At 70.3% G+C, this 15,392-nt stretch carries 13 protein-coding genes; 5 read left to right on the forward strand and 8 right to left on the reverse strand.

Annotation, left to right across the window (positions count from 1 at the left end; translation table 11 throughout):
* The first annotated feature begins 5 nt into the window (after positions 1–5).
* Complete coding sequence (locus tag OHN74_RS31730; protein WP_327697984.1) at positions 6–842, forward strand: maleylpyruvate isomerase family mycothiol-dependent enzyme; 837 nt, start codon at positions 6–8, stop codon at positions 840–842.
* A 92-nt stretch (positions 843–934) separates the two neighbouring features.
* Here the strand turns inward: OHN74_RS31730 and OHN74_RS31735 are convergent, their stop codons facing one another.
* From OHN74_RS31735 to OHN74_RS31765, 7 genes are all read right to left on the reverse strand, one after another.
* On the reverse strand, positions 935–1,621 hold the full coding sequence (locus OHN74_RS31735) for an LAETG motif-containing sortase-dependent surface protein (RefSeq protein WP_327697985.1): 687 nt from the start codon (positions 1,619–1,621) through the stop codon (positions 935–937).
* 152 nt (positions 1,622–1,773) lie between these two features.
* A complete protein-coding gene (locus tag OHN74_RS31740) occupies positions 1,774–2,895 on the reverse strand; it encodes an LOG family protein (protein ID WP_327697986.1) in 1,122 nt (373 codons plus the stop codon).
* Between the two features lie 36 nt (positions 2,896–2,931).
* Positions 2,932–3,345, reverse strand: coding sequence for a VOC family protein (locus OHN74_RS31745; protein WP_327697987.1), 414 nt, complete (start codon positions 3,343–3,345; stop codon positions 2,932–2,934).
* Between the two features lie 141 nt (positions 3,346–3,486).
* A complete protein-coding gene (locus OHN74_RS31750; protein WP_327697988.1) occupies positions 3,487–4,806 on the reverse strand; it encodes a hypothetical protein in 1,320 nt (439 codons plus the stop codon).
* Complete coding sequence (locus OHN74_RS31755; RefSeq protein ID WP_327697989.1) at positions 4,788–5,558, reverse strand: ABC transporter ATP-binding protein; 771 nt, start codon at positions 5,556–5,558, stop codon at positions 4,788–4,790. The genes OHN74_RS31750 and OHN74_RS31755 overlap by 19 nt, the downstream gene beginning before the upstream one ends.
* A gap of 190 nt (positions 5,559–5,748) precedes the next feature.
* Complete coding sequence (locus OHN74_RS31760; RefSeq protein ID WP_443060585.1) at positions 5,749–7,068, reverse strand: aspartate aminotransferase family protein; 1,320 nt, start codon at positions 7,066–7,068, stop codon at positions 5,749–5,751.
* A gap of 77 nt (positions 7,069–7,145) precedes the next feature.
* On the reverse strand, positions 7,146–7,661 hold the full coding sequence (locus OHN74_RS31765; protein ID WP_327697991.1) for an Lrp/AsnC family transcriptional regulator: 516 nt from the start codon (positions 7,659–7,661) through the stop codon (positions 7,146–7,148).
* 181 nt (positions 7,662–7,842) lie between these two features.
* Between OHN74_RS31765 and OHN74_RS31770 the strand changes: the two genes are divergently transcribed.
* Both OHN74_RS31770 and OHN74_RS31775 read left to right on the forward strand, forming a co-directional pair.
* Entirely contained in the window at positions 7,843–9,282 is a 1,440-nt protein-coding gene (locus OHN74_RS31770; protein WP_327697992.1) for a gamma-aminobutyraldehyde dehydrogenase, read from the forward strand.
* A gap of 170 nt (positions 9,283–9,452) precedes the next feature.
* Positions 9,453–10,643, forward strand: coding sequence for a polyamine ABC transporter substrate-binding protein (locus OHN74_RS31775; protein ID WP_327697993.1), 1,191 nt, complete (start codon positions 9,453–9,455; stop codon positions 10,641–10,643).
* Between the two features lie 238 nt (positions 10,644–10,881).
* Here OHN74_RS31775 and OHN74_RS31780 read toward each other — a convergent pair whose 3' ends face one another.
* Positions 10,882–11,826 (reverse strand): LacI family DNA-binding transcriptional regulator, encoded by a 945-nt coding sequence (locus tag OHN74_RS31780; protein ID WP_327697994.1) that lies wholly within the window; start codon positions 11,824–11,826, stop codon positions 10,882–10,884.
* Between the two features lie 93 nt (positions 11,827–11,919).
* On the opposite strand from OHN74_RS31780, the gene OHN74_RS31785 reads away from it, so the two are divergent.
* Together OHN74_RS31785 and OHN74_RS31790 are read left to right on the forward strand one after the other, a co-directional pair.
* The gene (locus OHN74_RS31785; RefSeq protein ID WP_327697995.1) at positions 11,920–12,876 is read left to right on the forward strand and encodes an alpha/beta hydrolase; all 957 of its coding nucleotides are present in this window, start codon (positions 11,920–11,922) and stop codon (positions 12,874–12,876) included.
* Complete coding sequence (locus tag OHN74_RS31790; RefSeq protein ID WP_327697996.1) at positions 12,873–15,365, forward strand: glycoside hydrolase family 2 TIM barrel-domain containing protein; 2,493 nt, start codon at positions 12,873–12,875, stop codon at positions 15,363–15,365. Before OHN74_RS31785 ends, OHN74_RS31790 begins: the two co-directional genes overlap by 4 nt.
* Positions 15,366–15,392: the final 27 nt, after the last annotated feature.

Consider the following 15,392-nt stretch of genomic DNA (forward strand, 5'->3'; position numbering starts at 1 on the left):
GAGGCATGACGACGCTCGCACATGACCGCTATTGTGATGAAATCGCCCATCAGATCGGGCAGTTGAGGGCGGTGGTGACCTCCGGCGCCGATCTGTCCGCGACGGTGCCGACCTGCCCGGACTGGTCCCTGGAGCAACTCGTACGGCATACCGGCAGCGCTCTGCGCTGGGTGGAACTGCTGGTGCGCACGCGGGCCGAGGCGGACATCGAGGAGGACCAGGTACCGCTGAGCGCCGGCCCGGAGCCGACGGGCGACCCGGCCGCGCTGGACGCCTGGCTCGCCGAGACCGGTGAGCTGCTGGTGGGCACCCTGCGTGAGGCCGGGCCCGATACCAAGGTGTGGTCGTGGGCCGAAATCCACAACTCGGGGTTCTGGGCGCGCCGGATGGCCCACGAGATCACCGTGCACCGCGCGGACGCGACGCTCGCCGCAGGGCTGCCCTACGAGGTCGCGCCGGACATCGCCGCCGACACGATCGACGAGTGGCTGCAGATCGTCGAGTTCGCGCAGCGGACCGACCCGGCCGACCCGGCGAACGAACTGCGCGGACCGGGCCGAAGCATCCATCTCCACGCCACCGACAGCGCCCCCGAGTTGAACGCCGAGCGAAGCGAGATGGGGGTCCCCCCGCCCGAAGGGTGGGGGAGGCTTGTCGAGCTCGCCGAGGAGGGCCTCGCCTGGCGGCGCGGCCATGAGAAGGCCACGGTGGCCCTGCGCGGCCCGCTCACCGACGTCATGCTCGCGTTCTACCGCCGACTCCCGCTGGACAGCCCGCGGTTGGAGATCCTCGGGGACCGCGGGCTGCTGGAGTTCTGGCTGGCGCGGGCCACCTTCGGATGACGGACGCCCGGTGACAGCAAAGTGGCCCGCCCCCTGATTCGGGGACGGGCCACCACGTACAGCCGGGTACTGCGGATACGGCGAGCGGAACGTCAGCTGTTGCTGGACGCCCCACGACGACGCAGGCCGAAGAAGACGGCGCCGCCGCCGACGACGACCAGGGCAGCCGCGATACCGGCGATCACACCGGTGTTCGAGCTGGCGCCGGTCTCGGCGAGGTTGGAGCTGCCGCCCGCGGGCGTCGGAACGCTGCTGGCCGGGGCGCCCGGCGTGCTCTCGGAAGCCGACGGAGTCGGAGTGGCGGACTCCTCGGGCTCGGAGGCCGACGGGGTCGGGGTGGCGGACTCCTCCGGCTGTGAGGCCGACGGGGTCGGCGTCGGGGTCGGAGTCGACTCCGGCGTGCAGGCCTCGTCCGGAGTGGTGACGCCCGACTTGATGTCCTCGTCGACCTGGCGGCCGGCCTTGACGTGGACGCGGTACGTCGTGTTCGGCGCCCAGTCCTCGGCGAAGTCGACGGTGACGCCCTCGCGGCTGCCCACGACGTCCTGGGTGCCGATGAGCTTGTCGCCCAGGAAGACGGTGACCGTGGCGGGGGTGCCCGACGGGTCCTTGTCGGTGACGCTGATGACGCCCTTTTCACCGTCGCACTTGGCGACGGCGGAAAACTCACTGATGTTGCAGGCGAACGCGTTGCCCGCGACGCCCAGCGCGAGCGCGGCCGAGGCGGAGGCAACACCGAGAATGCGCACAGAACGCGCGGTACGGAGAGATATGGACACGGTTGCCCTTCACGGGATGCACAACTGAGGGGGGTGGCGGGAGCGAAGAGACCTCATCACCTCATCGCTCCCTGGAGTCTCACAGGTTTATAAGCGCGACATAAGAACTGTCAATCTGTATGCAGGCTCCAGGCATTTGTTTTGCCTACCCGTTAACCAGCGAGGCGTTTCAAGGCCGCCGGAGCGTCCTCAATCCGGTCGACCAGGGCGATTCGGTCCTCCATCGCCCGCCCCCGCGCCAGCGATTGGAGCAGTGGCCAGGCGGGCAGCCGCTCGGTCCAGTGAGTTCGGTCCACAAGGACCATGGGCGTGGGCTCGCCGCGCGACTCGTAGTAGTTCGGGGTCGCGTTGTCGAAGACCTCCTGTACGGTCCCGGCGGCACCCGGCAGGAAGACGATCCCCGCGTTCGAGCGGGCCAGCAGCCCGTCCTCGCGGGTGGCGTTGGCGAAGTACTTGGCGATGTGAGACGCGAAGGCGTTCGGCGGCTCGTGCCCGTAGAACCAGGTCGGGATGCCCACCGAGCCCGCCCCCTTGGGCCAGCGGGCGCGGACCTCGAAGGCGGCGCGTGCCCAGTCGGTGATCGAGGGTGTGAACGACGGTGCCCCGGCGAGGAGTTCGCACGCCTCGTCGAGCATGACGTCGTCGAAGGGTGCCGCGTAGGCGCCGAGGTTCGCCGCCTCCATCGCGCCCGGGCCGCCGCCCGTTGCCACGGTGAACCCGGCGCGTGTCAGCTCGCGCCCCAGGCGCGCGGCACCGGCGTACGCCTGCGTACCGCGTGCCATCGCGTGACCCCCCATCACCCCCACGACCTGTGTCGCGCGCAGGAGTTCGTCCAGGGCGTCGGAGACGGCGTCGTCGTGGACGGAGCGCAGCATCGAGGCGAAGACGTCGCCGTCGGCCTTCGTGCGCTGGAACCAGGCGTACCCGAGGGCGTCGGGTGTCCGCTCGTAGCCCTTGTCGAGACCGGCGAACAGCTCGTCCGGCGAGTAGAGATGGCCGCGGTACGGGTCGAAGGGCAGGTCCGGGAGGGGCGGGAAGACCAGGGCGCCGTCCGCGCGGACCTTCGCCGTCGCGTCCGGACGCATCGGGCAGCCGAGGAAGACGGCGCCCGCGGTGTCGCTGGTCAGCAACTCCTTCGTACGGTCGGTCAGGTCGACGGCCTGGACACGGAATCCGGCGAGGGTGCCACGGGCCGAGACGGTCGCGTCGAACTCCTGGAGCGTCTCGATCTCACGGTCGCCGTGGTGGGCCGCATGGGCGGGGCTCGTCTGCACCCGCCCATGTAAGCACGGCCCGTGGCATGGCCCGCATCAGCCCTGGACGGCCGCCGGGTCCATCCACATGACCTCCCAGGTGTGGCCGTCGAGGTCGTCGAACGCGCGGCCGTACATCTGGCCGTAGTCCTGCGCCTCGCGCGGTTCGGTGCCGCCGGCCGCGAGCGCTCCGTCGACCAGTTCGTCGACCTTCGCGCGGCTCTCGGCGCTCAGACAGATCAGGACCTCGCTGGTCTTCGTCGAGTCCGCGATCTCCTTCTTCGTGAAGTCGGAGTAGCGCGGCTTGCTCAGCAGCATCGCGATGATGGTCTCGCTGATCACGACACAGGCGCAGTCGTCGGTCGTGAACTGCGGGTTGATCGTGTAGCCGAGCTCGGTGAAGAACTTCTTCGAGGCGGCGACGTCGCTGACGGCCAGGTTCACGAAGATCATCTGCTGGTACTCGCTCATGAGGGTCTCTCCCGTCGGTGTGGTGCTGTTCGGTGGGGTAGACCCCGGGGACGGGCGGAACTCATCGGCGGTTGCGGGATTTTTTCGTACGAGTCTTCGTGCGGGTCTCCGTACGGGGTCTGTTCGGGTCCAGCGCGGGTTTCAGGCGGTCAGCGGCAGCGCCGCCAACTCCGCGATCAGGAAGGTCAGCGGGACGAACAGGGCGAGAAGGGCGGCGGCGCGCAGACCGGCGGCGGTGCGCAGTGTCGTGGCCGGTGCGCCCAGGCGGACCAGGGCCGCGGTGGTGTCCGCGCGGGCGTGCCTGGCCTCGGCGGCGGCCGTGAGCAGCGTGGCGACGGCGCAGCCCGCCACGACCAGGGCGCCCAGGGTGGTGAGGGGGCCGAGGGAGGGGTCGTCGGCGGCTTCGTCGTACAGCACGATCATGGCGTACGCGCCCGACGCGACCGCGGAGACGACGCCCAGGGGGCGGCCGATCCGGGTCGCCTCCTCCATGAGGACGCGGCCGGCGAGAAGACGCAGGGCGCCGGGGCGGACGGCCTGGAGCAGGCGCCCGCAGAGGTGGGCGAGGCCGGGACCGGCCAGGGCGAGGCCCAGGGCGGTGAGCGTCCAGCCGACGAGTACGGCGGCGGGGCTGCCGGTGGCGCCGCCGGGCATGGCGAGGGGGGTGTGGGGGGTGCGGGCGGCGTATGCCTCCACGGCCAGGCCGGCTGCCAGTACGGCGATGCCCCAGGGGAGGTCCCGGGGGGTGGGGTGCGGGGCGGGGAGGGCGTGGGGGTCGGTGGTGGTGAGGTCGGGCTCCTGGTCCGGGGTTTCGGAGGTGTCCGGGACCGGCGCCGGGGGTTGGGACGCGCTGCCCGGCGCCGACGTGGTGTCGCGTGTGCCCGTCCGGGCCGCCCCGGCGGCACTGCTGCCCGCGGTTTGCGCACGTCTGCCCGCAGACCGTCGGCGGGTGTCCCGGGGGCGCAGCACCAGGGCGACCGACACCGAGGCCGCGACCGGGACCAGGGTCAGCAGGGTCAGGGCGGCTGGGAGGGGGAGCGGGTGGTCCGCGGCCAGGAAGTCCGCCGCGTCGCCGTCGAACGGCATGCCGGTCAGGTCGCCCCGCAGATGGAGGAAGAACAGCAGGGCCAGCATCGAACCCAGGGTGCAGGAAAGGAGCGTTGTCGTGGCCGAGACGGCCATCAGGCGGGCCGGGCCCAGGCCGATCGCCGACAGGCCGGGACGCGGTTTCGTGCCGGGGTCCGTACGGGCCACCGTCACCGCGAAATAGACCGTGGCCGCCAGGGGAGCCACGCACCAGGCCAGGCGCAGGGCCGAGCCGCCGGGGGTGTCCTGGTGGGCGAGGGCGTGGCCGAGGGTGCCCAGCAGGAGGAACCCCGTGGCCGCCGACGCCGTCGCGACCAGCAGACGGCGGAGCTGGACGCCCGGGTGGGAGCCGCGGGCTAGACGGAGAGCGAGCACGCTGCCCGGCCTTCCGTACCGGTACCGGACCCGGTCTCCGTGTCGTTCTTGGCGACCGGGGGCAGATGGACGGTGTTCACGCGCCGCCCGTCGAGGAGTGAGACCGTGCGGTCCGCCAGCGCCGCCGTGTCCGCGTCGTGCGTCGCGAGGACCACCGTGATGCCGTGCGAGCGGGCCGCCGTCGTCAGCGTCCGCAGTACCTGGGCCCGGTCCGCCTGGTAGAGGGGCGCCGTCGGCTCGTCCGCGAAGAGGACCGTGGGGGCCGGGGCGAGCGCCCGGGCGATCGATACGCGCTGGCGTTCGGACTGGCGCAGTTCGTACGGGCGTTTGCGGGCCAGATTGCCGATGTCCAGGCGGTCCAGCCACTCCAGGGCCGCCGTCTTGGCGCGTCGGCGGCTGGTGCCGCGCAGCATGAGGGGCAGGGCCGCGTTCTCCCAGACGTTCAGTTCCGGTACGAGGACCGGGGCCGGGTCGATCCAGCCGAACCGGTCGCGACGCAGCCGTTCACGGGAGAGCGGGCCCATCGTGTGCACGGGCACGCTGTTGAACCAGACCTCGCCCCGCAGGGGTCTCACCAGACCCGAGAGGCAGCGCAGGAGGGTCGTCTTGCCACTGCCGCGCGGGCCGCTGACGGCGAGGATCTCGCCCTCCCGTACACCGAGCGAGACGCCGCTCAGCGCGGGCGAGCCGTCGTTGTGCTGGAAGTGCAGGGCGCGTGCCCAGAGCACGTCGTTGTCCGGCGGGGCCACCATCGCGTACACCTCGTTCTGGTCCGTTTTGCCTTGCAGTCCCCCGTGCGGGGGAACGAACGCAGGGCCGATCGGTTACCAGGCAGGCTAGAGATCCTGGGCGTGCACCCCGGACAGCACGCGGCCCGGAGTGCACCCTTCTCACTTGTATGGGTGCACCCCGGGCCGTGACGAGCGGCTGGACCGCCGGAGGCTAGAGCTTCGTCCACGCCTCCGTCAGGGTCGCGCGCAGGATCTGTTCGATCTCGTCGAACGTCTCCTGGTTCGAGATCAGCGGCGGGGCGAGCTGGACGACCGGGTCGCCGCGGTCGTCGGCACGGCAGTACAGGCCGTTCTCGAAGAGGGCCTTGGAGAGGAAGCCGTAGAGGATACGTTCCGTCTCCTCCGCGTCGAAGGACTCCTTGGTCGCCTTGTCCTTGACCAGTTCGATGCCGTAGAAGAAGCCGTTGCCGCGGACGTCACCGACGATCGGCAGGTCGTGCAGCTTCTCCAGGGTCGAGCGGAACGCGCCCTCGTTGTCCAGGACGTGCTGGTTGAGACCCTCGCGCTCGAACAGGTCGAGGTTGGCCAGGCCGACCGCCGCCGACACCGGGTGGCCGCCGAACGTGTAGCCGTGCAGGAAGGTGTTGTCGCCCTTGTAGAACGGCTCGGCGAGGCGGTCCGAGATGATGCACGCGCCGATCGGGGAGTAGCCCGAGGTCATGCCCTTGGCGCAGGTGATCATGTCCGGTACGTAGTCGAACTTGTCGCAGGCGAACATCGTGCCGAGGCGGCCGAAGGCGCAGATGACCTCGTCCGAGACGAGCAGGACGTCGTGGCGGTCGCAGATCTCTCGGACCCGCTGGAAGTAGCCCGGCGGGGGCGGGAAGCAGCCGCCCGCGTTCTGGACCGGCTCAAGGAAGACGGCGGCCACCGTGTCCGCGCCCTCGAAGAGGATCTCCTGCTCGATCTGGTCGGCGGCCCAGCGGCCGTACGCCTCCGGGTCGTCGCCGAAGATCGGGGCGCGGTAGATGTTGGTGTTCGGGACCTTGTGGGCGCCGGGGACCAGCGGCTCGAAGGGGGCCTTCAGAGCCGGCAGGCCGGTGATGGACAGGGCGCCCTGCGGGGTGCCGTGGTAGGCGACGGCGCGTGAGATGACCTTGTACTTGGTGGGCTTGCCGACCAGCTTGAAGTACTGCTTGGCGAGCTTCCAGGCGGTCTCGACGGCCTCACCGCCACCGGTGGTGAAGAAGACCTTGTTGAGGTCACCGGGCGCGTAGTTCGCCAGCCGCTCCGCCAGCTCCACCGCCTTCGGGTGGGCGTACGACCACACGGGGAAGAACGCCAGCTCCTGCGCCTGCTTGAAGGCCGCCTCGGCCAGCTCCACGCGGCCGTGGCCGGCCTGGACCACGAACAGACCCGCGAGACCGTCGAGGTAGCGCTTGCCCTTGTCGTCGAAGATGTAGGTGCCCTCGCCCCGGACGATCGTCGGGACGGGGGCGTTCTCGTACGACGACATGCGGGTGAAGTGCATCCACAGGTGGTCGTACGCGGTACGGCTGAGGTCCTTGGGGCTGGAGCCGGAACTGGGGTTGTCGGTGGTCGTCACGGTTATCGGGTTCCCCACATGTAGGTCTGCTTCTTGAGCTTGAGGTAGACGAAGCTTTCGGTGGAGCGCACGCCGGGCAGGGTCCGTATGCGTTTGTTGATGACCTCCAGCAGGTGGTCGTCGTCCTCGCAGACGATCTCGGCGAGGATGTCGAAGGAGCCCGCGGTCATCACCACGTACTCGACTTCCGGCATGGCGCTCAGCGCGTCGGCCACGGGGTCCAGGTCGCCGTCGACGTTGACGCCGACCATCGCCTGCCTGCGGAAACCCACGGTGAGCGGGTCCGTGACGGCGACGATCTGCATCACGCCCTGGTCGAGCAGCTTCTGGACGCGCTGGCGCACGGCAGCCTCGGAGAGGCCCACGGCCTTGCCGATCGCCGCGTAGGGCCGACGGCCGTCCTCCTGGAGCTGTTCGATGATGGCGAGGGAGACGGCGTCCAGCTGGGGAGTGCCGTTCCTGGACTCCCGGGAGTCCCTGTGCTCTGCGCTTCGACTGGCCACGCGCTCACTGTGCACGAGGAGTCGACGGTTTCGCAAGGCTCGATCGATGAAATTCGTTGTTCATGGACGCCTGTCTTGCGGATTTCGCAGCTTTGGAGGGATCGGGGGTGTTGAAAACGTCGGGCTGCGGAATAGGGTGGGTGTCTCAGTCAATGGACACCCGAGTCGATCGACATCCGAATCTGGAGGGCCGGCAGTGAGCACCGAGCTGCGTCGTCTGCGCAACTACATCGATGGTGAGTTCCGGGACGCCGCCGACGGGCGGACCACCGAGGTGGTCAACCCCGTCACGGGCGAGGCGTACGCGACCGCGCCGCTGTCCGGGCAGCCGGACGTCGACGCCGCCATGGCGGCTGCCGCCGCCGCGTTCCCCGCCTGGCGCGACAGGACGCCGGCCGAGCGGCAGAGGTATCTCCTGAAGATCGCGGACGCGTTCGAGGAGCGCGCCGAGGAGCTCATCGCGGCCGAGGTGGAGAACACCGGCAAGCCGATCGGGCTCACCCGGTCCGAGGAGATCCCGCCGATGGTGGACCAGATCCGCTTCTTCGCGGGCGCCGCCCGGATGCTGGAGGGGCGCAGCGCCGGCGAGTACATGGACGGGATGACGTCGATCGTCCGGCGCGAGCCGATCGGGGTCTGCGCGCAGGTGGCGCCCTGGAACTACCCGATGATGATGGCCGTGTGGAAGTTCGCCCCGGCCCTCGCGGCCGGCAACACCGTGGTGCTCAAGCCGTCGGACACGACACCCGCGTCCACGGTTCTCATGGCGGAGATCATCGGCTCGATCCTGCCCACGGGCGTCTTCAACGTCATCACCGGGGACCGTGACACCGGCCGCGCCATGGTCGAGCACCCGACTCCGGCGATGGCGTCGATCACCGGTTCGGTGCGGGCCGGTATGCAGGTCGCCGAGTCGGCGTCGAAGGACCTCAAGCGGGTCCACCTGGAGCTGGGCGGCAAGGCGCCGGTCGTCGTGTTCGAGGACACCGACATCGCCAAGGCCGTGGAGGACATCTCGGTCGCGGGCTTCTTCAACGCGGGCCAGGACTGTACGGCGGCCACCCGCGTCCTCGTCCAGGAGTCCATCCACGACGAGTTCGTCGCGGCGCTCGCCAAGGCCGCCGCCGAGACGAAGACCGGGCAGCCGGACGACGAGGACGTGCTGTACGGGCCGCTCAACAACCCGAACCAGCTGAAGCAGGTCTCCGGCTTCATCGAGCGGCTGCCCGCCCACGCCAAGGTCGAGGCGGGTGGCCACCGGGTCGGCGAGAAGGGCTACTTCTACGCCGCGACCGTCGTGTCCGGTCTGAAGCAGGACGACGAGATCATCCAGAACGAGGTCTTCGGCCCGGTCATCACCGTCCAGTCCTTCTCGGACGAGGCGCAGGCCGTGGAGTGGGCCAACGGCGTGGACTACGCCCTCGCGTCGTCCGTGTGGACCAAGGACCACTCGCGCGCGATGCGGATGTCGAAGGTCCTGGACTTCGGCTGTGTGTGGATCAACGCCCACATCCCGCTGGTCGCGGAGATGCCCCACGGCGGCTTCAAGAAGTCCGGCTACGGCAAGGACCTCTCGGGGTACGGGTTCGACGACTACACGCGGATCAAGCATGTGATGACGTCGCTCGGCGGCTGAGGACTGCCGGTGCCAAAGGCGCGGCCCCGGGCGGGAGTTCTCCGTCCGGGGCCGCGCGGTTGTGGCGGGTCGGTCGGCTCGTCCGCCGTCGACAGGGTGTCGCGCCGCCGCCGCACCGCTCGACACGGCGTCGATTGCCCGGTCGTACGTACGGCGGGCATGCTGCCCGGATGCCAGTGTCACGCGCCTCCGCGGCCCCCGACCGTCGGTCCCTCCTGCGCACCCTGGGCGCGGTCGGTGGGGGTGCGATGCTTGCCGGATGCGGAGTGCCCGCCGCCCATGTGGCCCCGGGGGAGCGGGCCGGAGTCGATCTGTCCGCCCGGGACAAGCGGCTGACCTGGGCGAACTGGCCTCTCTACATCGACACCGACGACGAGGACACGACGCGGCGGCCCACGCTGGAGGAGTTCGAGAAGCGCACGGGCATCGCCGTCGACTACGTCGAGGAGATCAACGACAACGACGAGTTCTTCGGGAAGATCAGCCCCGCGCTGATGAACCACCAGAGCACCGGTCGCGATCTCGTCGTCATCAGTGACTGGATGTGCGCGCGGTTCGTCCGGCTGGGCTGGGTCCAGGAGATGGACCGCGCCCGGCAGCCGAACGTCGCCAAGTACCTCGACCCGCAGCTCCGTTCACCAGCCTTCGACCCCGGGCGCCGGTTCACGGTGCCGTGGCAGTCGGGGATCACCGGTATCGCGTACAACCGCCGCAGGGTCGGCCGGGAGCTCCGGCACGTCTCCGACCTGTGGGCGGACGACCTCAAGGGGCGCGTCACCCTGCTCTCCGGGCTGGACGAGGCGTTCGCGCTGCTCATGCAGGGCAACGGGGTCGACATCACCAAGTGGACCGCGGACGACTTCGAGCGGATCTGCGAGCAGGTCGCCGCGCGGGTGCGCAGCGGGCACATCCGCCGCTTCACCGGCAACGACTACATCAAGGACCTCGCCAGTGGCGACGTACTCGCCTGCCAGGCGTACTCGGGCGACGTGATCCAGCTCCAGGCTGACGACCCGGACATCCGCTTCGTCGTCCCCGAGGAGGGCGCCGAACTGTGGGCGGAGTCGCTGATGATCCCGAACCTGGCCCGGCACAAGGCGAACGCGGAAGCGCTGGTCGACTACTACTACCAGCCCGAGGTCGCCGCCGAACTGGCCGCGTGGGTCAACTACGTCTGCCCGGTGCCGGCCGCGCAGGACGTCCTGGCGTCCGCCAAGGACGAGGAGACCGCGGCTCTCGCCGAGGACCCGCTGATCTTCCCCGACGCGGCCATGCGCGGACGGTTGGCGATCGCCCGGGACATCACCGGGAAGGAGCGGCTGGGGTTCGCCAGGCGGTGGAACGCGATCGTGGGGTTGTAGCCGCCCTCGTCCCCAGGAACGGACGACGAGGAGCTGTACGGGAGATCCTGCGCGGCCGGACATGGTCCGGGCCCCGGCGATCGGGACGGAGCCGGTGACCCGGGCGTCGAGAGCGACGTGAGGGAGGCGGGCGCGGCCGAGGCGGTGGCAGGAACTCTGGTGCGCCGCACGGGAGTCGGTGAGCGAGGGACAGCCGGTGCCCGGAACCACGGTCAGGGCACGGGCGGTTCGGGGCCGGCTAGCCGGACTGTCGGACGATCACCCGTGCCGGTTCAGGGGCGAAACCGGCTGTCGACAGCCCCAGCGCGTCGCGTGCGGCGATGCGGCCCAGGGCTTCCGCGTCCAGCCGTACGGTGGTCAGCGCCGGGGAGAACAGCGCGCCGTGCGGGGTGTCGTCGAAGCCGATGACGGCGAGGTCTTCCGGTGCCCGGAGTCCGAGGTTCCGCATCGCGGCGAGCGTCACCAGTGCGGTGTCGTCGTTGTAGGCGGCGAGGGCGGTCACCTCGGGATGTCCGGCGCGGAAGGCCCGCAGCTGTTCCCCGGCGGCCTCGGGGTCGCCGGGGAGGACGAGCGTCGGGCAGTCGGCCAGGCCCGCGGTGTCGGCGGCCTGCCGCATGAGCCGCTCGCGCAGACCGGCGAGGGCCCGCAGCTCGGCGGTGTCCGGCAGAACGGTCGCGATGTGCCGGTGGCCCCGCTCGACGAGGTACCGCACCGGGACGTCCGCCTGTGCCGAGAACGCGGTGAGGGAGGTTTCGGTACCAGTGACGATCGCGTCCGCGTGGCCGGCGTCGCCCAGGTCGATCACGGCCCGGGCGGAGACGGTCTGGGCCACGTCGGAGAGCGCCTGCGAGGACAGATGGCCGTGCAGCACCAGGAGTACGTGCTGGTGCGACGCGAGTTCGGCGTCGAGGCCGCGGATGTAGCTGCCGAGACCGCTGCCGGTGGGGATCCCCTCGACGTTGAGCAGGACGATGCGGGACGCGCCCTTGCGCAACGCCTGCGCCGAACCGTTGGGGACGTAACCGAGTGTGCGGGCGGCCTCCCGCACCCGTTCCCGTGTCTCCTGCGACACGTGCCCGGCGGTGCCGTTGAGGACGAAACTCACCGTCGTCTGCGAGACGCCGCTCACCCGGGCGACGTCCTTGGCCGTCACGCGCGGGGACTGTCGCGTGGACTCGCTCACCTGCTCGCTCCTCGGGTCTTGTGCCGCCTGGGGCTCGGTGGTTAGGCTACCGCGAACTCATGGTAATACGATTTACCAAATGGAAGAGTGTCCATGAAGCTCGACTCGGTCGCCCCGGAACTGCGCCGCAGCGTCACGCGGATACCACGGCTGCCCCTCCGCCCGAAGTGGGTGTTGCGCGGTGTGCGCGCCCTGGCCCGTCGGCACAGTCCCGGTGATCCGGCGAAGGGCGTCACCCTCGACATCGTCGATGAGGGCCAGGGCATACGCGTGTACACCCCGGCCGGAGATCGTTCGGGGGCGGCACTGCTGTGGGTGCACGGCGGTGGATACGTCATCGGCGACGCCCTGCAGGACGAGGTCTTCTGCTCCGCGACAGCCCGCGCCCTCGGCATCGTCGTCGTGTCGACGAACTACCGCCTGGCCCCCGAGCACCCCTTCCCGGCCGCCCTCGACGACACCTTCGCCGCCTGGGAGTGGTTGGGGAAGTCGGCGGAATCGATGGGGATCGACCGCGAACGCGTCGCTGTCGGGGGCGGCAGCGCCGGTGCGGGGCTGGCCGCCTGCCTGGTGCAGCGGCTGCATGACGCCGGCGGTACCCAGCCCGTCGCGCAGTGGCTGTTCGCCCCGATGGCCGACGACCGCACCGCCGCGCGCCGCGAACTGGACCAGGTACAGCACCGGGTGTGGAACAACGCGGCGAACCGGTTCGGCTGGGGCGCCTACCTCGGAGCCGAGCCCGGCGGCCCGGACACCCCCGACTACGCGGTCGCGGCCCGGCGCACCGACCTGCGCGGACTGCCACCGGCCTGGATCAGCGTGGGCGACATCGACCTGTTCACCGAAGAGTGCCGCACCTACGCCGAACGCCTGCGCGAGGCGGGCGTGGACTGCGCCTTCGACCTCGTCCCCGGCGCGCCCCACGGTTTCGAGACCTGGGCCCCGGACACGCGCATCTCCCGGGAACTGCTGGAACGAGGCCGCGCCTGGCTGGGCGCACGCCTGACCGGAACCACAGCGCAGGCTCCCGGCGAAGAGGAAACCGTATGATCCGCACGTCCTTCAACGACGGCTGGCAGACCCGCCCCAAGGTCAACCCCTTCGCCGAACTGTCCGGCACGAAGGTTCCCTTCCGGCCGGTGGCGCTGCCGCACGACGCGATGATCGAGCGGGAGCGTACGGCTCCCGGCGGCGAGGTCACGATGGAGGGCGGTGCCGGTGCCTACTTCCCGGGTGGCACATACGAGTACCGCAAGACCTTCGCCGTCCCCGAGGAGCACCGGGGCAAGCGGATCCTCGTCGAGTTCGAGGGCGTCCACCGCGATGCCGTGGTGTTCATCAACGGCGACTACGCCGGGCAACGCCCTTACGGCTACTCGCAGTTCCTCATCGACGCCGACCGTTTCCTGCGGTTCGGCGAGGACAACGAGATCCGCGTCGAAGCCCGCGCCCACCGCGACTCGCGCTGGTACACCGGCGCGGGCATCTACCGCGACACCTGGCTGCTGATCGGCGAGGTGGTCCGGATCGCGCCCTACGGGGTCCGGGTCACGACCCCGGACATCGACGGGGAGCGGGCGGTGGTGGAGGTCGCGACGCGGGTCGAGAACGACTCGATCGCGATCCGTACGGTCGATGTCGTCACCGAGGTCCGCGACGCCGACGGAAGCGTCGTCGCGACCGACCTCTCGAAGATCACGGTGCTGCCCGGTGAGCCCGCGACCGTACGCCAACGCCTTTACGTCCGGGGCCCGTTGCTGTGGAGCCCGGACACGCCCGCCCTCTACACCACCACCGTCGCCCTCAAGGACGCCGACGCCGAAGTGGACGCCGAGGCCGTCACCTTCGGCATCCGTTCTCTGCGCCTCGACCCCGAACACGGGCTGCGGATCAACGGCGGGACGGTCAAGCTGCGCGGCGCCTGTGTCCACCACGACAACGGAGTGCTGGGCGCCGCCACCTTCGCCCGTGCCGAGGAACGACGCGTCCAACTCCTCAAGGACGCCGGGTTCAACGCGATCCGCATGTCCCACAACCCCATGAGCAAGGCGATGCTGGACGCCTGCGACCGCCTCGGCGTGCTGGTGGTGGACGAGGCCTTCGACGTCTGGACGTCCGGCAAGAGCGAGTTCGACTACAGCCTGAACTTCCCCGAGTGGTGGGAACGCGACATCGAGGCGATGGTCGCCAAGGACTTCAACCACCCCAGCGTCATCATGTACTCCATCGGCAACGAGATCCCCGAGACCGGCTCGCCCCTCGGAGCCGCCTGGGGACGCAGACTCGCCGAGAAGGTCCGCGCGTCGGACGACACGCGCTACGTCACCAACGCGGTCAACGGCATGCTCGCCGTCATGTCCGAACTGGGCAAGCTGCGCGGGCAGTCGCAGGAGAAGGCGGTCGGCACGGGCGAGGGCGAGGAGAAGGGCATCAACACCCTCATGGCCGACGCGGGGGACATGATGAACGCGATCAGCGCCTCCGGCCTCGTCACGGAGAAGACGGCCGAGTCCTTCGCCGTGCTCGACGTCGCCGGCATGAACTACGCCGAGGCCCGCTACGCCCTGGACAAGGACCTGTTCCCCCACCGGATCATCCTCGGCACCGAGACCTTCCCCACCCGCATCGACGGCAACTGGCGCCTGGTCGAGCAACACGGCCATGTCATCGGTGACTTCACCTGGACCGGCTGGGACTACCTCGGCGAGGCCGGCATCGGCCGCCCCCAGTACCTCACCCCCGGCGGACCCCGCCCCGCCCACACCGCGCCCTACCCCTACCTGGTCGCGGGCTGCGGCGACCTCGACATCACCGGACACCGACGCCCCGCCTCCTACTACCGCGAGATCGTCTTCGGTCTGCGCACCGAGCCCTACATCGCGGTCCGACGCCCCGAATACCACGGCAGGACATACGCCGGCACACCCTGGGCCTGGAGCGACAGCATCGACTCCTGGACCTGGCCCGGCTTCGAGGGCCGACCGGTCACCATCGAGGTCTACGGCGACGCCGACGAGGTCGAACTCCTCCTCGACGGACGCTCCCTCGGGCGTCGGCCGTTGGGCCCGGACCACCGATTCCGCACCGAGTTCGACACCACGTACGAACCCGGCGAACTCCTCGCGGTCACCCATCGCGCCGGCACCGAAACCGGCCGCCACACCCTGCGTACCGCGACCGGCCCGGTCCGGCTGCGCGCCGAGCCCGACCGGCCGTCCGTGACGGCGAACGGCGGCGACCTCGCGTACGTCACCCTGGCCCTGACGGATCCGGACGGCACCCTCCACACCGCGGCCGACCGGCCGGTCACCGTCGAGGTCTCCGGCCCCGGAGTCCTCCTCGGCTTCGGCAGCGCCGACCCCGCCACCGAGGAACGCTTCGACGCCACCGAACGCCGCACCTACGAAGGCCGCGCTCTCGTCGTCCTGCGCCCGACCGGCCCCGGCAAGATTCACCTCATCGCCACCGCACCCGACTGCGCCCCGGCCGAAGCCCTCGTCACCGTCGAGGAGCAGCCGAGTGGCCGAGGAGCTGAGTAGAGTCGAGGAGCAGTGGTCCCCGAGGCC

This window comes from Streptomyces sp. NBC_00459 (assembly GCF_036013955.1).
Classification (GTDB): Bacteria; Actinomycetota; Actinomycetes; order Streptomycetales; family Streptomycetaceae; genus Streptomyces.

Bases quoted from the DNA above. Each gene is read 5' to 3' on its own strand.
- OHN74_RS31730 (WP_327697984.1), top strand. From the start codon at position 6: ATGACGACGCTCGCACATGACCGCTATTGTGATGAAATCGCCCATCAG.
- OHN74_RS31745 (WP_327697987.1), bottom strand. From the start codon at position 3,345: ATGAGCGAGTACCAGCAGATGATCTTCGTGAACCTGGCCGTCAGCGAC.
- OHN74_RS31755 (WP_327697989.1), bottom strand. From the start codon at position 5,558: ATGGTGGCCCCGCCGGACAACGACGTGCTCTGGGCACGCGCCCTGCAC.
- OHN74_RS31760 (WP_443060585.1), bottom strand. From the start codon at position 7,068: ATGCACTTCACCCGCATGTCGTCGTACGAGAACGCCCCCGTCCCGACG.
- OHN74_RS31775 (WP_327697993.1), top strand. From the start codon at position 9,453: ATGCCAGTGTCACGCGCCTCCGCGGCCCCCGACCGTCGGTCCCTCCTG.
- OHN74_RS31785 (WP_327697995.1), top strand. From the start codon at position 11,920: ATGAAGCTCGACTCGGTCGCCCCGGAACTGCGCCGCAGCGTCACGCGG.
- OHN74_RS31790 (WP_327697996.1), top strand. From the start codon at position 12,873: ATGATCCGCACGTCCTTCAACGACGGCTGGCAGACCCGCCCCAAGGTC.